20 protein-coding genes, 2 tRNA genes and 1 pseudogene are annotated in these 18,779 nt (G+C 50.7%); 10 read left to right on the forward strand and 13 right to left on the reverse strand.

What is annotated here, in order from left to right; genetic code table 11:
- The first annotated feature begins 77 nt into the window (after positions 1–77).
- Both NT239_08395 and NT239_08400 read left to right on the forward strand, forming a co-directional pair.
- Positions 78–287: pseudogene (locus NT239_08395) on the forward strand (calcium-binding protein).
- A gap of 567 nt (positions 288–854) precedes the next feature.
- Positions 855–924, forward strand: a tRNA-Lys gene (locus NT239_08400).
- A gap of 105 nt (positions 925–1,029) precedes the next feature.
- Here NT239_08400 and NT239_08405 read toward each other — a convergent pair.
- Both NT239_08405 and NT239_08410 read right to left on the reverse strand, forming a co-directional pair.
- Positions 1,030–2,571: a hypothetical protein gene (locus NT239_08405; protein ID XGA69820.1), complete on the reverse strand. Its 1,542-nt coding sequence runs from the start codon at positions 2,569–2,571 to the stop codon at positions 1,030–1,032.
- A gap of 45 nt (positions 2,572–2,616) precedes the next feature.
- Positions 2,617–2,994, reverse strand: a complete 378-nt coding sequence (locus tag NT239_08410) for a hypothetical protein (protein ID XGA69821.1) — start codon at positions 2,992–2,994, stop codon at positions 2,617–2,619.
- 187 nt (positions 2,995–3,181) lie between these two features.
- On the opposite strand from NT239_08410, the gene NT239_08415 reads away from it, so the two are divergent.
- Positions 3,182–3,379, forward strand: coding sequence for a hypothetical protein (locus tag NT239_08415; protein ID XGA69822.1), 198 nt, complete (start codon positions 3,182–3,184; stop codon positions 3,377–3,379).
- A 53-nt stretch (positions 3,380–3,432) separates the two neighbouring features.
- Here the strand turns inward: NT239_08415 and NT239_08420 are convergent, their stop codons facing one another.
- Positions 3,433–3,657 carry a DUF2061 domain-containing protein gene (locus NT239_08420; protein XGA69823.1) on the reverse strand — a complete coding sequence of 75 codons (225 nt, stop codon included), beginning with the start codon at positions 3,655–3,657 and terminating at the stop codon, positions 3,433–3,435.
- Positions 3,658–3,811: 154 nt separating this feature from the next.
- Complete coding sequence (gene yiaY, locus NT239_08425; GenBank protein XGA69824.1) at positions 3,812–4,963, reverse strand: L-threonine dehydrogenase; 1,152 nt, start codon at positions 4,961–4,963, stop codon at positions 3,812–3,814.
- A 196-nt stretch (positions 4,964–5,159) separates the two neighbouring features.
- Here yiaY and NT239_08430 point away from each other — a divergent pair, with 196 nt between their 5' ends.
- Positions 5,160–5,927 (forward strand): hypothetical protein, encoded by a 768-nt coding sequence (locus tag NT239_08430; GenBank protein ID XGA69825.1) that lies wholly within the window; start codon positions 5,160–5,162, stop codon positions 5,925–5,927.
- A gap of 337 nt (positions 5,928–6,264) precedes the next feature.
- Positions 6,265–6,510, forward strand: a complete 246-nt coding sequence (locus NT239_08435; protein XGA69826.1) for a DUF2502 domain-containing protein — start codon at positions 6,265–6,267, stop codon at positions 6,508–6,510.
- A 34-nt stretch (positions 6,511–6,544) separates the two neighbouring features.
- Here the strand turns inward: NT239_08435 and NT239_08440 are convergent, their stop codons facing one another.
- Positions 6,545–7,483 carry a hypothetical protein gene (locus tag NT239_08440; GenBank protein ID XGA69827.1) on the reverse strand — a complete coding sequence of 313 codons (939 nt, stop codon included), beginning with the start codon at positions 7,481–7,483 and terminating at the stop codon, positions 6,545–6,547.
- Positions 7,484–7,674: 191 nt separating this feature from the next.
- Between NT239_08440 and NT239_08445 the strand changes: the two genes are divergently transcribed.
- A tRNA-Phe gene (locus tag NT239_08445) sits at positions 7,675–7,750 on the forward strand.
- A 94-nt stretch (positions 7,751–7,844) separates the two neighbouring features.
- Here NT239_08445 and NT239_08450 read toward each other — a convergent pair.
- From NT239_08450 to NT239_08465, 4 genes are all read right to left on the reverse strand, one after another.
- Positions 7,845–8,366, reverse strand: a complete 522-nt coding sequence (locus tag NT239_08450) for a GNAT family N-acetyltransferase (GenBank protein XGA69828.1) — start codon at positions 8,364–8,366, stop codon at positions 7,845–7,847.
- Positions 8,367–8,546: 180 nt separating this feature from the next.
- The gene (locus tag NT239_08455; protein ID XGA69829.1) at positions 8,547–8,972 is read right to left on the reverse strand and encodes a ProQ/FinO family protein; all 426 of its coding nucleotides are present in this window, start codon (positions 8,970–8,972) and stop codon (positions 8,547–8,549) included.
- 160 nt (positions 8,973–9,132) lie between these two features.
- On the reverse strand, positions 9,133–9,372 hold the full coding sequence (locus NT239_08460) for a hypothetical protein (protein ID XGA69830.1): 240 nt from the start codon (positions 9,370–9,372) through the stop codon (positions 9,133–9,135).
- 168 nt (positions 9,373–9,540) lie between these two features.
- Entirely contained in the window at positions 9,541–10,479 is a 939-nt protein-coding gene (locus tag NT239_08465) for a carbohydrate kinase family protein (GenBank protein ID XGA69831.1), read from the reverse strand.
- Positions 10,480–10,686: 207 nt separating this feature from the next.
- On the opposite strand from NT239_08465, the gene NT239_08470 reads away from it, so the two are divergent.
- Both NT239_08470 and NT239_08475 read left to right on the forward strand, forming a co-directional pair.
- Positions 10,687–11,847, forward strand: coding sequence for a GGDEF domain-containing protein (locus NT239_08470; GenBank protein ID XGA69832.1), 1,161 nt, complete (start codon positions 10,687–10,689; stop codon positions 11,845–11,847).
- A 129-nt stretch (positions 11,848–11,976) separates the two neighbouring features.
- Complete coding sequence (locus tag NT239_08475) at positions 11,977–13,248, forward strand: aminotransferase class I/II-fold pyridoxal phosphate-dependent enzyme (protein ID XGA69833.1); 1,272 nt, start codon at positions 11,977–11,979, stop codon at positions 13,246–13,248.
- Between the two features lie 57 nt (positions 13,249–13,305).
- Here the strand turns inward: NT239_08475 and NT239_08480 are convergent, their stop codons facing one another.
- Both NT239_08480 and pnuC read right to left on the reverse strand, forming a co-directional pair.
- Complete coding sequence (locus tag NT239_08480) at positions 13,306–13,785, reverse strand: ATP-binding protein (protein ID XGA69834.1); 480 nt, start codon at positions 13,783–13,785, stop codon at positions 13,306–13,308.
- Positions 13,749–14,315: a nicotinamide riboside transporter PnuC gene (pnuC, locus tag NT239_08485; protein ID XGA69835.1), complete on the reverse strand. Its 567-nt coding sequence runs from the start codon at positions 14,313–14,315 to the stop codon at positions 13,749–13,751. The genes NT239_08480 and pnuC overlap by 37 nt, the downstream gene beginning before the upstream one ends.
- A 218-nt stretch (positions 14,316–14,533) precedes the next feature.
- Between pnuC and proB the strand changes: the two genes are divergently transcribed.
- Both proB and NT239_08495 read left to right on the forward strand, forming a co-directional pair.
- Complete coding sequence (gene proB / locus NT239_08490; GenBank protein XGA69836.1) at positions 14,534–15,655, forward strand: glutamate 5-kinase; 1,122 nt, start codon at positions 14,534–14,536, stop codon at positions 15,653–15,655.
- Positions 15,656–15,715: 60 nt separating this feature from the next.
- Positions 15,716–17,134, forward strand: coding sequence for a tetratricopeptide repeat protein (locus NT239_08495; GenBank protein XGA69837.1), 1,419 nt, complete (start codon positions 15,716–15,718; stop codon positions 17,132–17,134).
- A gap of 4 nt (positions 17,135–17,138) precedes the next feature.
- Here NT239_08495 and NT239_08500 read toward each other — a convergent pair whose 3' ends face one another.
- Both NT239_08500 and NT239_08505 read right to left on the reverse strand, forming a co-directional pair.
- Positions 17,139–17,717 carry a CNP1-like family protein gene (locus tag NT239_08500; protein XGA69838.1) on the reverse strand — a complete coding sequence of 193 codons (579 nt, stop codon included), beginning with the start codon at positions 17,715–17,717 and terminating at the stop codon, positions 17,139–17,141.
- A gap of 45 nt (positions 17,718–17,762) precedes the next feature.
- Positions 17,763–18,776 carry a cation diffusion facilitator family transporter gene (locus NT239_08505; protein ID XGA69839.1) on the reverse strand — a complete coding sequence of 338 codons (1,014 nt, stop codon included), beginning with the start codon at positions 18,774–18,776 and terminating at the stop codon, positions 17,763–17,765.
- Between the last annotated feature and the right edge of the window lie 3 nt (positions 18,777–18,779).

The following is an 18,779-nucleotide window of genomic DNA, read 5'->3' on the forward strand; positions in this document are numbered from 1 at the left end:
GTGGGATTGATACCGAATATGCAAGCTTCAACGATACATTGGACGCGTATTTGGAAAACCTAGTGTTAACCGGCACGGCGGTTACAGGCACAGGAAATGCCTTGGCTAATCGACTAACAGGCAATGCCTCCGCCAACACCCTGAATGGAGGGGGTGGTAATGACTCGCTCAGTGGCGGCGCAGGCAATGACCAATTGACCGGAGGAGCAGGCGCTGATCACTTTGTATACGACAGTAAGGTCGGACTAGATTCGATTACCGATTTTGTATCGGGTAGCGACAAGATTGTCTTTGATAATTCAGCATTAGGCCTATTGGGTGATAAAGACTCCATTCTCGAAGGTGCTGTATTGCGCTCTGCTGCAGGTGGCTTTGCTACGACTGCTGAATTGGTCATTTTCAACAGCAATATTGTGGGTGGCATTACTTCAACGACTGCTGCAGCTAAGATTGGCAGTGCAAGCAGTGCTTACGCAGTCGGTGATCAACGTCTGTTCGTGGTGGATAACGGTACACAATCAGGTGTGTTCTTGTTCAAAGCGGTAGATGCTGATGCTGCGGTTGAATCCAATGAATTGCAATTGATTGGTATGTTAAATACGGCGACCACAGTAGCGACCGACTACATGTTCCAAGCCTAAGCTTTGATGATATATTGAAGAAAATGCCTCTACAAAGGCATTTTCTTCTTTCAATTCTAATCAAAAATACTCCGGTCTATTTCTGGAGAGTAAAATGCCGCCTGGGGCAGTTCTGGGGCAGTTCTGGGACGGTTTTCAGCTCCAAAGTCGCCGATGTTGGACTGGACATGGGTTGACTACCCCTTGCCACACTTGAGTTTGACCGATCTTGTCGTGTCACAGACCAACCCAGTGAATTGGACTTTTAATCCGTTGGTCGTGGGTTCGAATCCCACCCGACCCACACGAATTAAGCAAAAAGCCTCAACTTCGGTTGGGGCTTTTTGTTTTTCTCCGCGTCAAACCGGCTCGAGCAATAGGCCGAGCCGTGCAATTAGCCGCGCATCAATTAATCAAAATACTCAAACAAATCATAACTCGCAGAGTGCTCGACCAAACGGCTGGCACGAATCGCAGCGCTCGCGTTCAGTTGATGCAGTGTTAATTCGCGCATAGGCCCAAAACTCGCACGTGGTGCGATCAACATCCGGGCAGAGCCTTTCGCTTTCCATTCGGGCAACGCCAAGGCATGCAGATAGCTTGCGTGGTAATTCTGTGTGGGTTTGATTAACGCGGCTTCAGGGGCTATCGAGATAATTTCGATCCCGATCTCAGTGCTGCCAGCACTTAAATCGATGGTTTGCCAGCGCACGGCAGCCAACATCCAACGTGGCCGACTAAATTCGCGCGCCAATAATAAATCCCCCACTCGACATGGCAAATGCTGCTCGCCCAAATCCAAACGCAACGCATAACCACCGGGGCTGACATTACTAATTTCCCACTCTTGCGGCAAAGGAAAATCGCGCCCAACGATGGCTTGCGACAATACCTCCCCCTCCTCGGTCGGCGGTACAAGTGGCCGTTGTTGATTTAAATAAAAGCAGGCAGAGCGCAAGCCATACACGATTTCAATATGACCACTATCGTGCTTACGCTCAAAACTACGCGAAGCCTCGCTATCAAAACGACGTGCAGCTCGGCGCCACACAGCCAGTGGCACATCTGGTTTTAAGCCATGGCGCAATGAATCTTGGTGGATACGCTCAATCAAACGATTGAGCTGGTTAAACAGCGCACCGGTCTCTAGCCACAACACTACCCCACTCTCGGGGCCAAGCACTTGGTTGGATACGGTCGGCGGTAAGTCTTGATCGAGCAAGAGCAAGAAACCATTCCGCTGTGAAGTGACCTCCTGGATCTTTTTCAAACTAACGGCGGCCAAATTATTTTGAATAATGCATCGCACTTGGTTTTGCTCGACAGCGCTGAAAGCCTGCGGATCGACCAAAGCCAATAACAACGCTTCTTGGTATAAAGGCCAAATACGCTGATCTGCCGCAGCCTGCTGCTGAGCAAAATCGACAATACCCTTACTGACCGCAAATTTGAATAGCGCATGCAATTGCAGCCACGTGGATTCTGGGAATGCCGCATACGCGCGGTAGCAAGTCCACATCAAGGCCAGATACGCGCTCATTAAATCGTGCAAGAGCGCGACATACGGCCGACGGCCTAGAACAAAGCGCGCCGTGTCAAAATCACACAGACATAATTTCAATCCATTGAGCAATTCCAAATGCAAAGCCTGCAAAAAGCCGATTTCACGCTTGCTCGTGGCTAGGTCTTTTTTATCGGCTTGCTGCTCAGGCTGAATCACGCGCGCCAGCTCACCTATCACGCGTTGATAGTGCTGCAGCAAAGCATAGCGATTTTTAGGGTCTAGCTCACTCGCATTGAGCTGCGTTAAGTGATCGAGCACTTGGGCCGCACTACTTTGAATATTCAAGAGTGGCAAGCTCGCCAACCAATCCCCCAAGGTATTGGCATCACGATGGCGCGGATTGGTATTTTTTTGCTGTGTTTTTGGCAGGCTTAAGGCACTGAGCATATTCAATTCCGGTCTTAGGGCAAGAGCTCGATCTTGCACTGAGTGTTATTTTTGCGAATCAATATCAGCGAGCGACTCTTCGCCTTTACTGGTAATAAAATGCCCTACTTCGCCTTCGCGCGTTTCAAGATGCCCTTTGCGCAATAAAAAGGCCAACGCTTCACCATTCACCCGCGCCACCGGGTCGGAGCGCAACAGGCGTAGCGCGTCAATGCACACCGCCATAAACAACGTTTGCTTGCCCAGCTCGGTAATTTGCAAAATACCCGTTTTACGCTCGTACGCCGCTAATTTCTGACCAGTCAGCACTTTCACATTTTTAAACAATTTATGGCTCATACGCGGGCTTTTCAGGCCTCGCGCCACTTCTTTTAGCGAGTCCATTTCATCTTTGCTTAATTTGCCACTCATAACGTCGTTCATCCCTTTTTCCAATATGCCGCTATGGTACGCGCCCTTGCGCCGCTTGGGAAAATTAGTGGGTGCAGCCACGCAAAGCACGATTGATTTGCTTTAAAGCAAATCCGATCAAATGATAACAGCTATCAATTGCATTAAAAATCAAATCAGGCTAAATTGGATAGCAACTATTGAAGTCGAGGGCCTGAAGATGGGGAATTCTTCGTTGTGGGCGGGCGCTTTAAGCCTTGTCTTGATTCATGCAGAAACAGGCTGTCAGCATGCAGCACAGCAGGCGGCCAATTTATTAGATCATCTGGCCGATGATGAGACGACGGAGCAAGAAACCCGTGCTTTGTGTGAGCGAGCAAGCGATAGATTACGCCTGTCGATAGCAATACCGAACTAGGTATATGCCTACAGCTAAATTTATAAAATATCTACAGGCATATACCTATCATATCAACCATGATATACATCCGCTGCAGAATCAGTAGACTGCGGCATCAGGCTGCGCGTTAAGCGGTAAGCATCCCACGCTTTTTCGTGGAAAAAATACGCCACGGTATTGACCATAGGCTCAATCAGCGCCAAGGCGCTCGCCACGCCAAAGCTACCCGTTAATAGATAGGCCACGCTAAAGGCCACAGTAAAGTGAACGATGGCAAAGGTAATGGTCTTAGTCATGCTATTTCTCCCAGAACAGATTCTGAGTAGATAATAAGCATTCTCAATTAATAATTAAAATTGATTGTTGCAAACAATCAAATAGAAACAAGCTATGAAAGCCAGGCAGCAGATCGCCACCTGGCTGTTACTCCGCGTTAGCAGGCCGCGCGGATTACATCGCTGCACTATAAATCGCGCACACTTCCTCGAGCGTTGGCTGTTTTGGATTGGTAAAACCGCAGGCGTCTTTTAAGGCATTGGCCGCCAAGGTCGGGATGTCTTCCGCTTTCGCACCCAATTGCGCCACGCCACTTGGAATACCCACATCCGCTGCCAAGGTGCGAATTGCATCCAGGCAGACGTCCGCCGCCGCGTTGTCGCTTAAACCCGCCGTGCTCTCGCCCATTGCCCGCGCCACATCGCCCAAGCGTTTGGCCGCCACTTGTTTGTTGTAGGCTTGAACGTGCGGCAGCAAAATCGCATTACACACGCCGTGCGGCAAATCGTAGAAACCACCGAGTTGGTGCGCCATCGCGTGCACATAACCGAGCGAGGCATTATTAAACGCCATCCCCGCCAAGAATTGCGCGTAGGCCATTTGCTCACGTGCCTCGATATCGTCGCCGTTTTTGACAGCTTGACGTAGCGATTGGCTAATGATTTCGACCGCTTTCAATGCACAGGCGTCGGTAATTGGCGTTGCTGCGGTAGAAACATACGCTTCAATCGCGTGCGTTAAAGCATCCATCCCCGTTGCAGCAGTGAGGCCAGCGGGTTTTAGCAACATCAATTCTGGATCGTTAACCGACAAAATCGGTGTGGTGTGTTTATCTACAATCGCCATTTTTACGTGGCGAGCTTCGTCGGTAATGATACAGAAGCGCGTCATTTCGCTGGCCGTACCCGCTGTGGTATTGATCGCGATCAGTGGCAATTGCGGCTTAGCCGATTTATCAACGCCTTCGTAATCTTTAATCGTACCGCCATTGACCGCGACCAGAGCAATACCCTTGGCGCAATCGTGCGGCGAGCCACCGCCTAAGGAAATCACGCAATCACAGCCATTGGCTTGCAGCAAAGCCAAACCATCGGCGACGTTTTGCGTGGTTGGATTGGGCTGCACCGCATCGAACACCACGGTGGCAATACCTTGGCTATTTAATAAATCGGTAACACGTTTTACAACGCCGATTTTAACCAGCGGCACATCCGTCACCACCAAGGCTTTTTTAAAGCCATAGGCCTGCATGGTTTTGGCTGCATCGCTCAAACAGCCTGCGCCCATTAAATTGACGTTCGGAATAAAAAAAGCAGTCGTAGCCATGATTTGCTCCATCAAAAAAGTCAAACCAGCCTACGCCCACTTGCAGCGTAAGAAATTGAGATGGCGCAAATTTATCTACCCCCTTCGGGATAGACCTTATTCTGGCTCGCTGTCGCGACGCGACAACAATGTAGCTTGCGCGCTACGCAGACCGACCGCAGCTGCAATAAGCTGCTTTTTGTAACAAGGAGCTTAGATGAACTGTACTGGTTGTGGCGCCCCACTGGCGGTGGATGCCTTGGTGTGCGGCTTTTGTGGTCTGCACAATGCCGTGGATTTACTCGCGATTCGCAATTTCAAATTGCTGGCCGAACACAGCAAATTAAATTGCCCGAATGGCTGCCAAGATTTACGGCTATTAAAACTTGGGGCCAGCCTTGATGTAACGGTGGGGCATTGTACGCACTGCAATGGGCTTCATTTCGCGCCTGGCGCGCTGCAGATTGCGCTCGAAAAAGTAGCCGCGCAGGTACGAGAAATCAATCATGGTCGCTTGTCACAAATTCTTGCACAACGCATCAAGCCAGAAGCTATCCGCTACAAACCCTGCCCTGTTTGTCGAGTGATGATGAATCGCAATGCATTCAGCCCTTATATCAATATCGTGGTCGACGAATGTAAATCACACGGCACTTGGCTCGACAGCGGCGAATTTACGGTGCTGGCGGAATGGATGGAAGCTGGCGGGCGACAGCATATTGCAGCCGAAGAAGCGAGACGCGCGCGCGTGGCACGCGCCGTCGGGCAAGTCGACCCAGTGCGAGCAGTAGAAGTAGAGGGGGCCGAGTCGCCCGATATGGATACACTACTAGCACGACCAAACAAGCGAGATAAAAACCTGCCAGCATGGGTGGTTGGCTTAGTGTTAAGCGGCGTTTTGTGGCTATTTTTGGGATTTAGCTGGCCGGTACTGCTGCTCTTGCTCGGCACAGTGGCAGGCTGGATATGGCGCGACCAGCTATAGAATAATACCTAGCTGCCGTATATTACAAAGCACGCCGTTCTGCCTGAACAATTGACAGATACACCAGGGTTTTACTCAGACCAAACTCAATCTGCGCATCATTTACAGCCTGAACCAGACTTTGTCCATGGCTCATTTTTGTGTGCACAAATGCTAATATTTCCTCATTCATAAGCTTTAAGCACCCTAAAGTTTTGTAAACTTATTGTGCACGATACAAAAAATGTAGGCTGCTCAAAATTACCGCTTGCCGAGGGCATTTTTGCCATAACAATGCTCAGGCGGGCTGAAATAATCTAGCCGTATACACATTCAATGCTTTATGGAGAGCTCAAATATGAAACAACTCTTGTTGGCTGCATTGCTGGCCAGCGCCGCAATCGGCGTCCAGGCCACTGAAATTTCAATCGATGGCATGACAATCAAAAGCGGCAGCACAACCATCCGCTTTGGCGATCAGGACAAACGCGGCTATTACTGGGACGGCAAAGTATGGCGCGATCCTGATTATTGGCACAAACATCACGGCAAAGGCGTAGGCAAAGATTGCCCGCCAGGACAGGCGAAAAAGGGCCGCTGCTAACTAGCACAGGGTATTTAATTCAAGCCATTATCAGCTATGGTTTACGATTAAATACCCATACTCCCGCTTGCAACTGCGGGGGCAACACCAAACGACTCAATTGCGGTAACTCCTGCCAATCAAATCCGGTTTGCACTTCATAATCACCCCAATTGCCAGTCAGAAAGCGTGAATGGCTACCGATAACGATATAGGTCTGCACACAACGCTGACGGAAGATTTGCCGCTCAAAACCATTATTCGCCGGTGGCCAACTACACAGCACGACCTCAGGCCGGTAACGCTGAATCGCTTCAATGGCCTCTAAACGCTGCACCTCGGCGGGATATTGCACCACTTTTTGCCAACTACCGTCGTCCGTAGCGGTGATTGGCACACCGTGCGCGGCCAAAAAGCGGCTCAAAGTACCATCGCCAGCAGCCACTTCGAGCACGCTACGCCCCGCGATCAATGTCGCCAAACCGGCAATCAACTCACGACTATAGAAGCACCAAATACCCCGTTGCTCGACCAAGGGCATTAAGCGCCGTTTTTGCCATAACAGCGGCCAAATGAGCTTAAATGCCCGCATCGACACCGGCTTACGAACTAAATCACGTTCGAAAAATAAACGCTGCGCCAAGAGCCCATTGAATAAATTAAACCGCACCTTGCCCGACTTCACGCCAGTGGCACTGGAAAATGCATATTGGCGCAAAGCCAAACTGGTCATTCGTTGCCGAATTTGTTCGGTAACAAATAACTCAAAAGCTCGCCCGTCACGCTCGCCACTTAAAAAAGTGCGACTTGGCTCGATACGCTGCGCAGCAAGCTGGGCCAATTTTTTAATTTCCGCCGCATCTTGCCGCGCATACACCGCCGCTAACTCGGCTCGCACCTGCGCCCATAGCGCAGGATGCGCTTGGGCTAGCTCGGTTAAATCAGGTTGCGATTGCAACCATTCCCAAGTTTGCGATGGGCTGGGCATTGGCATGGATCGAGATCCGAATCAAAACACCCATCATAATGAAAAGGCCAGCACAGCGCGGCAAGCCGCCAACCCATCCCATCGGCCATGTCGCGAATCGCCAACAAAATAACCAACCATCTGCTATTTTTAATTTACGGCTTGACGCCAATAAATTGATGCGGTTTAATAGCAACCCTTGTGACCGACAAGTCACTGGCCAATTAGCTCAGTTGGTAGAGCAGCGGATTGAAAATCCGCGTGTCCGTGGTTCGATTCCGCGATTGGCCACCACGATTTAATACAAAAAGCCTCATCTTCGGATGGGGCTTTTTGTATTTCAGCTCATGCTCGGCAGGCGTTTTGACCAAGCCCACTTGCGCCTAAATTAAGGTTTCCTCGCTTCAAAATACAGGCAGTTATGCCATTGCCCCGCCAATTCAAACGAAGCCTCGGTACGGCCATACTGTTGAAAACCATTGGCTTTCAGCACGGCAATGGAGGCCAGATTACTTTCCATCACCACCGCCTCAACCCGCTGCAACTGAAGCTCATCAAAAGCAAACGCCAAGATTTGCCGCACAGCCTGTTTGGCCACCCCCTGCCCTTGCGCGGCCTGGGCCACTCGGTAGCCCAATTGGGCGCTATGAAAGTGCTGACGGCGTACCTGAGTTAAGTTCACCCGCGCCAACAACTGCTGCGACAAATTGCGAACTAAAAATTGATAAGCTCGATCTTCGCTGCGCTCTTTTTGCGCCTGCTCGATCGCTGCGATCAAACCAGCTTCAGAATAATAAGATGCGGGACGGGCGTTGATTCGCGCCTCAAAAAAGGCGCGATTATCGATTTCAAATGCAAGTAGATCGGCATAGTCATTTAGACTGGGCGCGTGTAACGTTATAGTTTGCATCTTATTCTCTCGATTGCTAAACATCAGCATTCGCCTCGATACCTATCGAGGTATTTTGCCAAGGCACATTACCACAAAGCCATAGGCGAAAATACCCGTGCCAAGATGAATGACCAAGCAGCAAAAAGCCCCGAGCCTGATTAATACAAGCTGGGGGCTCTCTTTATTAGTATGCCTTGATTAATTGCGCGAGAATTTTTGCGCTAATTGGCTCAGCTTTTCTGCGCGCTGGCGGTCAGCTTCAGCGGCAGCTTCTGCGGCCTGCTGCGCCTTGCGCTCGTTAGCAGCTTTTTTGAAGTGTTCGTGCAAGCTCGTTGCGGCAAATGTGCGCTGCTCTTCGGTCACCGCATCGGCTTTCGAGCCGTCAAGATTGACGCGTTCAGTGGCATTTTGCATCACTTTCAGGTAACGCACCGAACGAGTATGCATCGCCAAGGCGCTGCGCAGCACACGGCGATTTACTTCGGGCAGGGCTGCAATGACTTGCTTATCAATCCCAATGGCAAGGGGCTGACAGTCACGAAAGACCGCAAATTGCTTTTGCAATTCCTTCAACATGCCAAAGGTGGTTGGAGTAGAAGTCGGTTTATTTTCTGGGGTGTTCATCGATCAAGCTCGTCAAAGAGTATTTTGCTAGCGCGCATTTTAGCAGATTCGGCCCACTAACCAACTGAATGTGATTGACGGTGTTCAATAGTCGAACAAATTTAGCGTGGAGGGATTACCTGCACAGGCAAGAAACACCATTTTTGCGAAGCGCATCGACTCAAAAAAGACGTTTACGATTGCGTGTAAGCAAACCAACGAGGGCAAGCCCACACAAGGCTAACAACTCCAGTTGCAGCATATTATCGGCTACAAATGTCTCAACCTGCGGTAGCTGGAGTGGCTGCTTAGCGGGTGCAATTTGGCTTAGGCCTTGGAAACTCTTGCTGGCCAGCGGTTGAATACTCACATCAACGACTGCGGCTTGGGCCGCGCCAATGGTGAAAAAAAACGTGAGCAAGCATTTTCTCATGTCAGCTATATTGGTAAAATTGTAATATTGCTACGTAATATACCAATAGAATACGACATTTGCATTACATATATTATGTCGAAATATTTACTGTGAAATAACCCACCAAGTAAAAAGCCCGCAAAGCGGGCTTTTTAGGTCTGAACGAAAGCGTTGTTAAAGTGGCAAGACTTGCGAAAACGCTGTTCGATACTGCGAAGCCAATTCAGCCAAGGTGAATTTGTGATTTTGCCCGCCACGGTGCGCGATTTTGATGCTACCCAGCAAGGACGCCAAACGGCCTGTGGTTGGCCAATCCCAACCTTGCATCAAACCATGCAATAGCCCCGCCCGAAATGCATCACCGCAGCCTGTTGGGTCGAGCACCGCCGCCGCTTTCACAGCAGGAATCTCATAACATTGGCCATCAGCATAGATCGTGGCGCCCTCAGCACCCAAAGTCACCACTAAGGCCGTGACGCGCTGAGCCAATTGCTCAAGCGATAGACCCGTGGCTTTGCACATCATTTCAGCTTCGTAATCATTGAGCGTGAGGTAGGTTGCCAAATCGATCATTTCGATCAACTCTTCGCCGCTAAACATCGGCATGCCTTGGCCTGGATCGAAAATAAAGGGCACCCCAGCTTGCGCCAACTGGCGCGCATGATCTTGCATACCTTGCTTGCCATCCGGTGACACAATACCAATTTTCAGCTTTTCTTTAACATCGGCCACCTGATTCAGATGCGACATCCCCATCGCACCAGGGTGAAAAGCTGTGATCTGGTTATCATCTAAATCAGTTGTGATGAAACACTGCCCTGTAAAACCTTCTTGTTCGGTAATATAGTCGCGGCGAATCTGCAGTTGATCTAACCACGTGGCATAGACACCAAAATCCTTACCGACGGTCGCCATAATCAGTGGCTCTGAACCCAGCATTTTTAAGGTATATGCAATATTGCCCGCGCATCCACCCAATTCACGGCGCATTTCCGGCACTAAAAATGATACTGACAGAATGTGAATTTGCTCAGGAAGGATGTGTTTTTTGAAATGATCAGGAAACACCATAATGGTGTCGTAAGCCATAGAGCCGCAAATGAGAGCAGACATTGTTTTCTCCGAGGTAGATAGACGAATTATACGTTTGCAACACACAAACATTGCCATGAATTTGATTAATAACTTGAAACCTCACTGTTGCACTGCAACCACGTGAGCGCAAAACCCAAAGCCGCTTATCAGATCTGACTTTACCCTGACTAATATTGAAGGCATATTGCACCTTATTAGGGAAATTACCTACATTAGTATCATCTTATGTATAACCAGCCTTTTTTCGTCTCGCTCGTTGCGACTATTTGTGCACTACTCGGTGCCGGCATGTACCTGAGCTTAGCCCGTGGTCACCACAGTGAGCGTGGCATTCACACGCTTGCAACGGGCGGCCTACTTCATCAAACTGGTTGGCTAATTTGGGCGCTGATGAAGTTTCAAGCAGCGAGTTATGGCGCCTGGCTTGCCGTGTTATTACTTTTACTTGGCCAGCTAGGGTTGTTGGCTGGAACACGCCGCTCATTTGCCCGACCAGCACTTTTGGGTTGGTGGGCTGCATTATTGGCGCTCTGGCTAGTTGCTGCGGTAGCTAGCATCGCGCAACTGATCACTGCTGCGCAAAGCTCAATAACTCAAGCCGCGCTACTCGCGCCATTAGCCATTCAAATAGGGAGAGAAGCTTTTCTTCCCGGCAACGATGAGGGTTGGGGGTTTCCACGCTGGCTATTGATCGGTACCACACACGCTTTAGCAGGCAGCTTGATTGCAGTAGGGCTCGGTCATTTGCTCGCCTTATTGACTGCAGCACAAACCAGCTTATTACTGGCCATCATCGCCGCCTTTGTCGGCTTATTACTGCCATACAGTTATCAGCTAATGATTTCGCATCGCCTCTATACTCGATTAGGCAAATTAGTGCGCTATGACGCTTTAACCGGCTTGCTTAATCGCCGCGGCATGGAAGAGCACGCTAGCCGCGAATTGCACCGCGCCAGAAAGCACCAAAGCTCCTTAGGTTTAATGCTGATCGACATCGATCAATTCCGGATCGTAAATCAGCGCTATGGTTACGGTGCGGGGGATGTGGCGTTGAAAAAATGCGCGAAAAGAATCCGCGAAATTGCTGGTGAAGAAGCTCTGATTGGCCGGATCGCGGGGGAGGAATTTTGCATTATTTTCCCCGAAAAAGACTCACACAGCCTACGCATTTTGGCAGTAGAAATCGAAATGGCGCTGCAAGCGCTGGTCATTGAGCATGGCGATCATAGCTTTCATGTATCCGTCACTTTATCGTTGGTTAAATTTGGCCATCACGGCAATCAATTCGAAGCTTTGTTACAACACGCAGAGGAAAAACTACAACAGCGCAAAGGTAATTTGCGTAATGAAAAGCTGCCCAACGATACCGTAGGCGCAATGACTTAATCGCCGCATCAAACCAAGCGCTTGCTTTAGATCAATGGGTCGCAAGTTAATAGTAATCAATCACTTACTAGCATAATACCGCAGTGATACAGTATTCAGGCTTCCCTTCTCGCCCACAGGAAACCTGCGATGAAATTCGACACCCTCGCTATTCACGGCGGTTACAGCCCCGACCCCACCACCAAAGCCGTTGCAGTACCAATTTACCAAACCACCAGCTATGCCTTTGACGACACTCAACACGGCGCAGATTTATTTGATCTGAAGGTCAAAGGCAATATCTATACCCGAATTATGAACCCCACTACCGATGTGCTTGAGCAGCGCGTTACTGCGCTCGAGGGCGGCATTGGGGCACTGGCACTCGCCTCAGGGCAAGCGGCCATTACGTACGCCATCTTGACCATTGCCGAAGCGGGCGACAACATCATCGCGACCAGCGCATTGTATGGCGGCACCTATAATCTTTTCGCCCATACACTGCCACAATACGGCATCAGCGTGCGTTTTGTAGATGCAAATGACCCGCAAGCCGCCGCAGCCTTAATCGATGAAAAAACCAAGGCGATCTATTGCGAATCGATTGGCAACCCATTGGGCAACGTCGTTGACTTTGCCGCATTTGCGCAAGTGGCCCATGCCGGCGGCGTACCGCTGATTGTCGACAATACCGTGCCAACGCCGTATCTGACTCGCCCGTTCGAGCACGGCGCTGACATTGTCGTGCATAGCCTCACGAAATACATGGGCGGCCACGGCACCAGCATTGGCGGCATTATTGTCGATAGCGGCAAATTCCCTTGGGCCGAGCATAAAGCGCGTTTTCGTCGTCTCAATGAGCCCGAAGTGAGCTACCACGGCGTGGTGTACACCGAAGCGCTTGGCGAAGCAGCCTTTATTGGTCGCGCACGCACCGTACCGCTGCGCAATATGGGCGCATGCATTTCGCCATTTAATGCGTTTTTAATTTTGCAGGGTTTGGAAACGCTGGCGCTGCGCATGGATAGACACGTAGACAACGCGCTAAAAGTCGCCGAATTCCTTGCCACTCATCCAAAAGTGGAATGGGTCAACTACGCTGGTCAAGCTGGTCACCCCAGCAAGGCCTTGGTCGACAAATACTTCGGTGGCAAAGCGTCAGGTTTATTGACCTTTGGCGTTAAGGGCGGTCGCGAAGCCGGTGCTCGCTTTCAAGATACGCTGCAATTGATCACTCGCCTCGTGAATATTGGCGACGCCAAATCGCTCGCTTGCCATCCGGCCAGCACGACACATCGTCAGTTGTCACCGGAAGAATTGAAAAAAGCGGGCGTTTCGGAGGACATGGTCAGATTATCGATCGGTATCGAACACATCGACGATATACTGGCCGATCTGGATCAGGCTCTGGCCAAAGCTTAATACCCACTAGGGTATATCCACCAAAACCATACTTAAAATGGAATTGATGGATATACCTTAAATTAGGTGAATGGCATTTAATGCACTTTTGCTTCTTGCCCGCCCGTGCCCTTGCACCAATACCGGCGCAATTTCTCGCTCTAACAACGCTTGCCGATACAGTTCAAACAGCATCGCCCTATCGTGTGGGTTTTCGCGTAGCGGGTCGTCCTGCCACGGTAAATCAGGCACAGTGAGTAAGTGAATCGCGTAATCGGCCGGTTGCCACAACTTCGCAAGTGCAGCTGGGCATTCGCCAAACCGTACCTGTGCCCAGATGATGCACACCAACACCGTCGTATCACAAACCAGCCATTGCGCGCCTTGCGCAAGTTGTTCTTCCAAGGCGAGTTGCCCATGCGCAATCGCGATAATGTCATCCATGCTGTAGCTATGCCGCTGCTGTGCGGCAAACCACGGGCGGGAAAACTCGGGCACCCACGGTGCCGCCAGCTCGCGCGCTAAATCACGCGCCAAGCTGGTTTTGCCGCACGCCAATTACGCCAGCCCCAAATCGCCAGCAAGGTCAGCAAGATATACAACACGCCGGTGATATACAGCGTTTTATAGAAATACACGCCGCTGGCCATTAAATTGAGCACAATCCAATATGGCCAGTTTTCGATGCGTTTTTTCGCCTGCATCCACTGCGCCAACAAGCCAAACACAAAAATCGACGAATCGAGCACTGGCACATCGGTCGGCAAGAAATGAATCTGCAGCGTCGAAACCAAGGCTGTGAGCGCAATACCAAGGCCATTGATGACAAGCCATTCATTTCGACTGAGGTGGCGGATAGGTAAAGTGGGTTGACTGGCATTTCCCCGCCATTGCAACCAGCCGTACACCGCCAGCACCGCGTACACGCCTTGCAGCGTTGCCTCACCAAATAATTGAAACTTAAAAAACAGCCCGACATATAGCAAGCTGGCCACCAATTGCAACGGCCAAGTCCAAACATGGCCGCGCGCCGCCAGCGCGATGGCGAGTAAAGTCAGCACAAAGCCAACGATTTCAATCAAAGACATAACATAGGCTTCCAAATCAGTTGCCGGCTAGTTTAACAGGCGAAGGCATCCGTGACGGCGCAATCGCCCGAGATCACAGCGTATCATGCGGCAAATCGCCTACAATTTGCGCTAATTCAAATTTTCCGTCACAGATGCATCTGCACCATTCTGCACACAGAATGTCACTGTATAATCTGTTAGACCGCAGATCAGCCCTTACCGTCGGAACAATCATCATGACCAGCACTGTGTTACCTAGCGCGCAACGCCTTGTTATTAAAGTCGGCTCCAGCCTTGTTACCAACGATGGTAAGGGTTTAGATCACACGGCCCTGAGCCGTTGGGCCAAAGAAATTGCCGAGCTTGCCCGCCAAGGCAAACAAGTGGTTTTGGTGTCGAGCGGCGCGATTGCCGAAGGCGTGGCTAGACTGGGTTGGAGTAGCAAGCCAACCGCCGTGCACGAAAAACAAGCTGCCGCAGCCGTTGGGCAAATGGGTTTGTGCCGCGCGTATGAAGCGGCCTTTCAAGAATACGGCTTAACTTGCGCCCAAGTTTTGCTAACCCACGAAGATTTATCTGATCGCACCCGCTATTTAAATGCAAGGTCAACTTTATTGACGCTATTGCAATTGGGCGTGATTCCTATCATTAACGAGAACGACACCGTCGTCACCGCCGAAATTAAATTTGGTGATAACGATACGCTAGGCGCCTTGGTCACCAATTTGATCGAAGGCGACGCACTGGTCATCCTCACCGACCAAACCGGGCTTTACACTGCCGATCCACGCAGCAATCCTGATGCGACCTTGGTGCGCTTTGCCACGGCAGGCGACGAGGCACTCGAAGCAATGGCCGGCGGCGCCGGTTCTAGCGTTGGCACCGGCGGCATGTACACCAAAATCATCGCTGCCAAACGCGCTGCGCGCAGTGGTGCCGCGACGATTATCGCCTGCGGTCGTGAGCAAGAAGTCCTCACCCGCCTTGCGGCTGGCGAAGCGATAGGCACGCAACTGACTGCTCATACCTCGCCTCTAGCGGCTAAAAAGCAATGGATTGCCGATCATTTGCAGCTCAAGGGTCGAGTGACTTTGGATGCAGGTGCGGTGCGCGCGCTCAAACAAGGTGGGTCAAGCTTATTGCCGATTGGCGTGAGCGCCGTTGAAGGCGAATTCCTGCGTGGTGAAGTGGTGAGTTGTATTGATAGCAATGGTGTGGAAATTGCACGTGGGCTGATTAATTACAGCTCGCAAGAAACCAGCCGTATTCTGCGCCACCCAACCGGTCAGATCGAAGCGATTTTGGGTTATATCGACGAAGCTGAACTGATCCATCGCGATAATCTAGTTATTTCCTAATGGGTATCGGGCTACAAGCTATACTCAAATTGGGCTTTAAACAAATACATAGGTGATAAAGTGAAAGACCCAGTCCAGCTAGCACAAATGGCCCGCGCTGCAGCGCAAAGAATGGACTGGGCCAGTGCCCAACACCTGATGCTTGAGGCACTACAACTCGCGCCTGATGCCCCTGCATTGCATTTGAATTACGGCAATATATTAAAGCAACTGGGCCGCTACGACGAAGCCCGAGTCGCGTATGAACAAGCTTTGTACTGGCAACCTAACTGGGCCGACGCACAATACAATCTGGGCAATCTAGCGCTGGTTCAGCATGATTTTATTGCCGCCACTGAGCACTACCGCGCGACACTCGACGCCAACCCAAAGCATATTGAGGCGCACTACAATTTGGCTACCTTATTGACCAATCTTGGCCAATTTGCCCCAGCGCACCAGCACTTTGCCGCCGCGCTGGCACTTAACCCGCAACACACCGATGCACTACATAACCTAGGCCGTCTGTATCGACGCGAAAATCGCCACGATCTTGCGCGGCGCTATTATCAATTGGCGCTGGCCAGCAATCCTGAACACGCTTTATCCCAATACAGCTTAGGTACGCTCGATTTATATGAGGGAAACTGGCTCAGTGGTTGGGCGGGCTATGAAAAACGCTGGGCGGCCCTGCATAAACCCTATCCGCAAACCGCACTGCCGCGCTGGTCAGGAGAAGCGGTCTCTGGCAATGCGAAATTATTAGTCATCGCAGAACAGGGTTTTGGCGATATATTACAATTTTCCCGCTTCTTTCCTAGTTTATTACAGCATTTCAGCGAAGTTAGCGTACTGATTCCTGCAGCGCTACTGCGTTTATTCACCGATAGTTTTGATAAAAAAATTCAGTTCATCACCGAACTGGACCATCATGCAGGATTTAGCCACCATATTCCGATGATGAGTGTAGCGTTCGCACTCAATATCACCGAGCAAACGCTCAGCGGCCAAGCGTATCTGCGCGCCAACTCAGCAGCGGTGCAAGCTTGGTGCGATCAGCTACCAAAGGGATTTAAAGTTGGGTTGGCATGGCAAGGCAATCCGCAACAAGTCGATAACCGTTGGCGCAGTATTCCCAGCCATTGTCTCACCCCCTTGCTGGCGATAGACCAGGTCATTTGGTGCAATCTGCAATACAGGATTGCAGCCCCCGCTCAGCTGCGTGATGACAGCACGCAATGGCAAGATTTTGCGGATGCGGCGGCGTATATTCAAAATTTGGATTTGGTGATCAGCGCGTGTACTGCAACAGTGCATTTAGCGGGCGCCTTGGGCGTTCCAACCATTTTGCTATGCCGTCATGATGCCGATTGGCGCTGGCAAGGTGAGCGCAGTGATAGCCCTTGGTATGCGTCGATCCGTATTTTACGCCAACATGCGCTGCTGGATTGGGCCACACCAATCTCAGCAGCGGTGCAGGCAGTGAAAGCTAGAATTTAACGCCTTATTTCACTTGGCAATCGTAGCACTCACTTTGCTGAATCGGTTTCCCGAAATTCTTTTTAATGCTTTCAAGTTTATGCGGCGAGCTCAAAGTACAAAACTCATCCGCCAAATAACCTTGCCAGGCATTGTGGCCATTTTTCCGGTTTGGTTTCCAATCTTTGGAGCTTAACTCGCGCCATTCGCTTTTTGACGTACTACTTGCGTAGCGACGATATTGATTCGTTTCACAATCAAGCCCCTCGTAGATCAAGGTCGTTACATTACCCTCGGCCGGCTTAATCGCCATGGCATAACGCACGATATTGTCGCTGCCGACGCTAATGCTATCGAGCGAAATCATGAAAGTATTTTTAATATTTTGCTGAGGAAAATGAAACACCGACCAATTACCGAGATTAGCAACGCTTGGCAAAGTAAATGCGGCTTCGGTCGGCACGGGAGGCTTGCCATCAACCCACTCACGAATTTCTTTTAAATTGCTACCATCGCCCGAATTACCTGTCGGTGCATTTTCTAGAGCAAAGACCACGGAAGTCGTACTCGCGCACATTATCAACGTCAATAGCGCCAAGCGCATGGTGTTTCCCCAAAGCAAAAACGAAATGCTACCACGCCGCCCTAATTAATGTGAGATTCGGATCATCGGGATCTTTTCACCTTCGTGCTCACTAACCCAAGCTGGCTGCAAGGTAACATGGTCAATGTGATACTTTTCTTCCAACATTTGATTGAGCTGCAAAATCATCTGCGGCCATGCGGCGGGATCATCGATGATTAAATGTGCCGATAATGCGGTGCGTTTGCCGCCGATGCTCCAGACGTGTAAATCATGCAATTCACGAATACCTGGCGTGGCTGAAATCTCGTTCGCCACCGCTTCCAAGTTTAAGCCGTCAGGTACGCCGTCCATTAATAAATGTGTCGATTGTTTCAGCAGCGCCCATGTTGAGCGCAAAATTAGCAGCGAAACCGCAATCGATAAAATCGGGTCGATCGGTTTCCAGCCGGTGTAGTAAATCACCGCACCGGCCGCAATCGCCGCCACCGAACCCAATAAATCTCCCAACACATGGATTAAAGCCGCGCGGCTATTGAGGTTGTCATGATCGTGCGAGAGCTGCCATGCGGAAATAATATTGATCAGCAAGCCGATCACCGCGATCACCATCACACCCAAACCGTTGACCGGCTCAGGGTTTAGTAAGCGCTGCACCGCCTCGACGATAATCCATACCACCAAGGCCATCATTGTTACGCTATTAATCAACGCGCCAATCAATTCCGCACGCGCGTAACCGTAGGATTTAGCCGCATTCGCCGGACGCTGACCGATCACATTGGCAATCAAGGCCAGTAGCAAGGCGGCGCTGTCGGTCATCATATGCCCGGCATCGGAAATCAGGGCCAAGGAGCCAGACCAAAAGCCGCCAGCCAGTTCGACAAAAGCAAAGCCAAAGGTGACGATTAGCGCAATCATCAGCCGTTTTTGCGAAGTGGGCGCACCATGGTCGTGATGGTGGTGGCTATGGTCATGGTGATGATCGTGCTTGGCATTATGGCCGCCGGGTCTGTCGTGCGGGTGCGCGTGTTGTTCGCCCTCGGGGAAATGCTTATGCGTATGGGGTGTATTGCTCACCAG

Source organism: Chitinibacter sp. SCUT-21 (assembly GCA_041874755.1).
GTDB lineage: Bacteria > Pseudomonadota > Gammaproteobacteria > Burkholderiales > Chitinibacteraceae > Chitinibacter.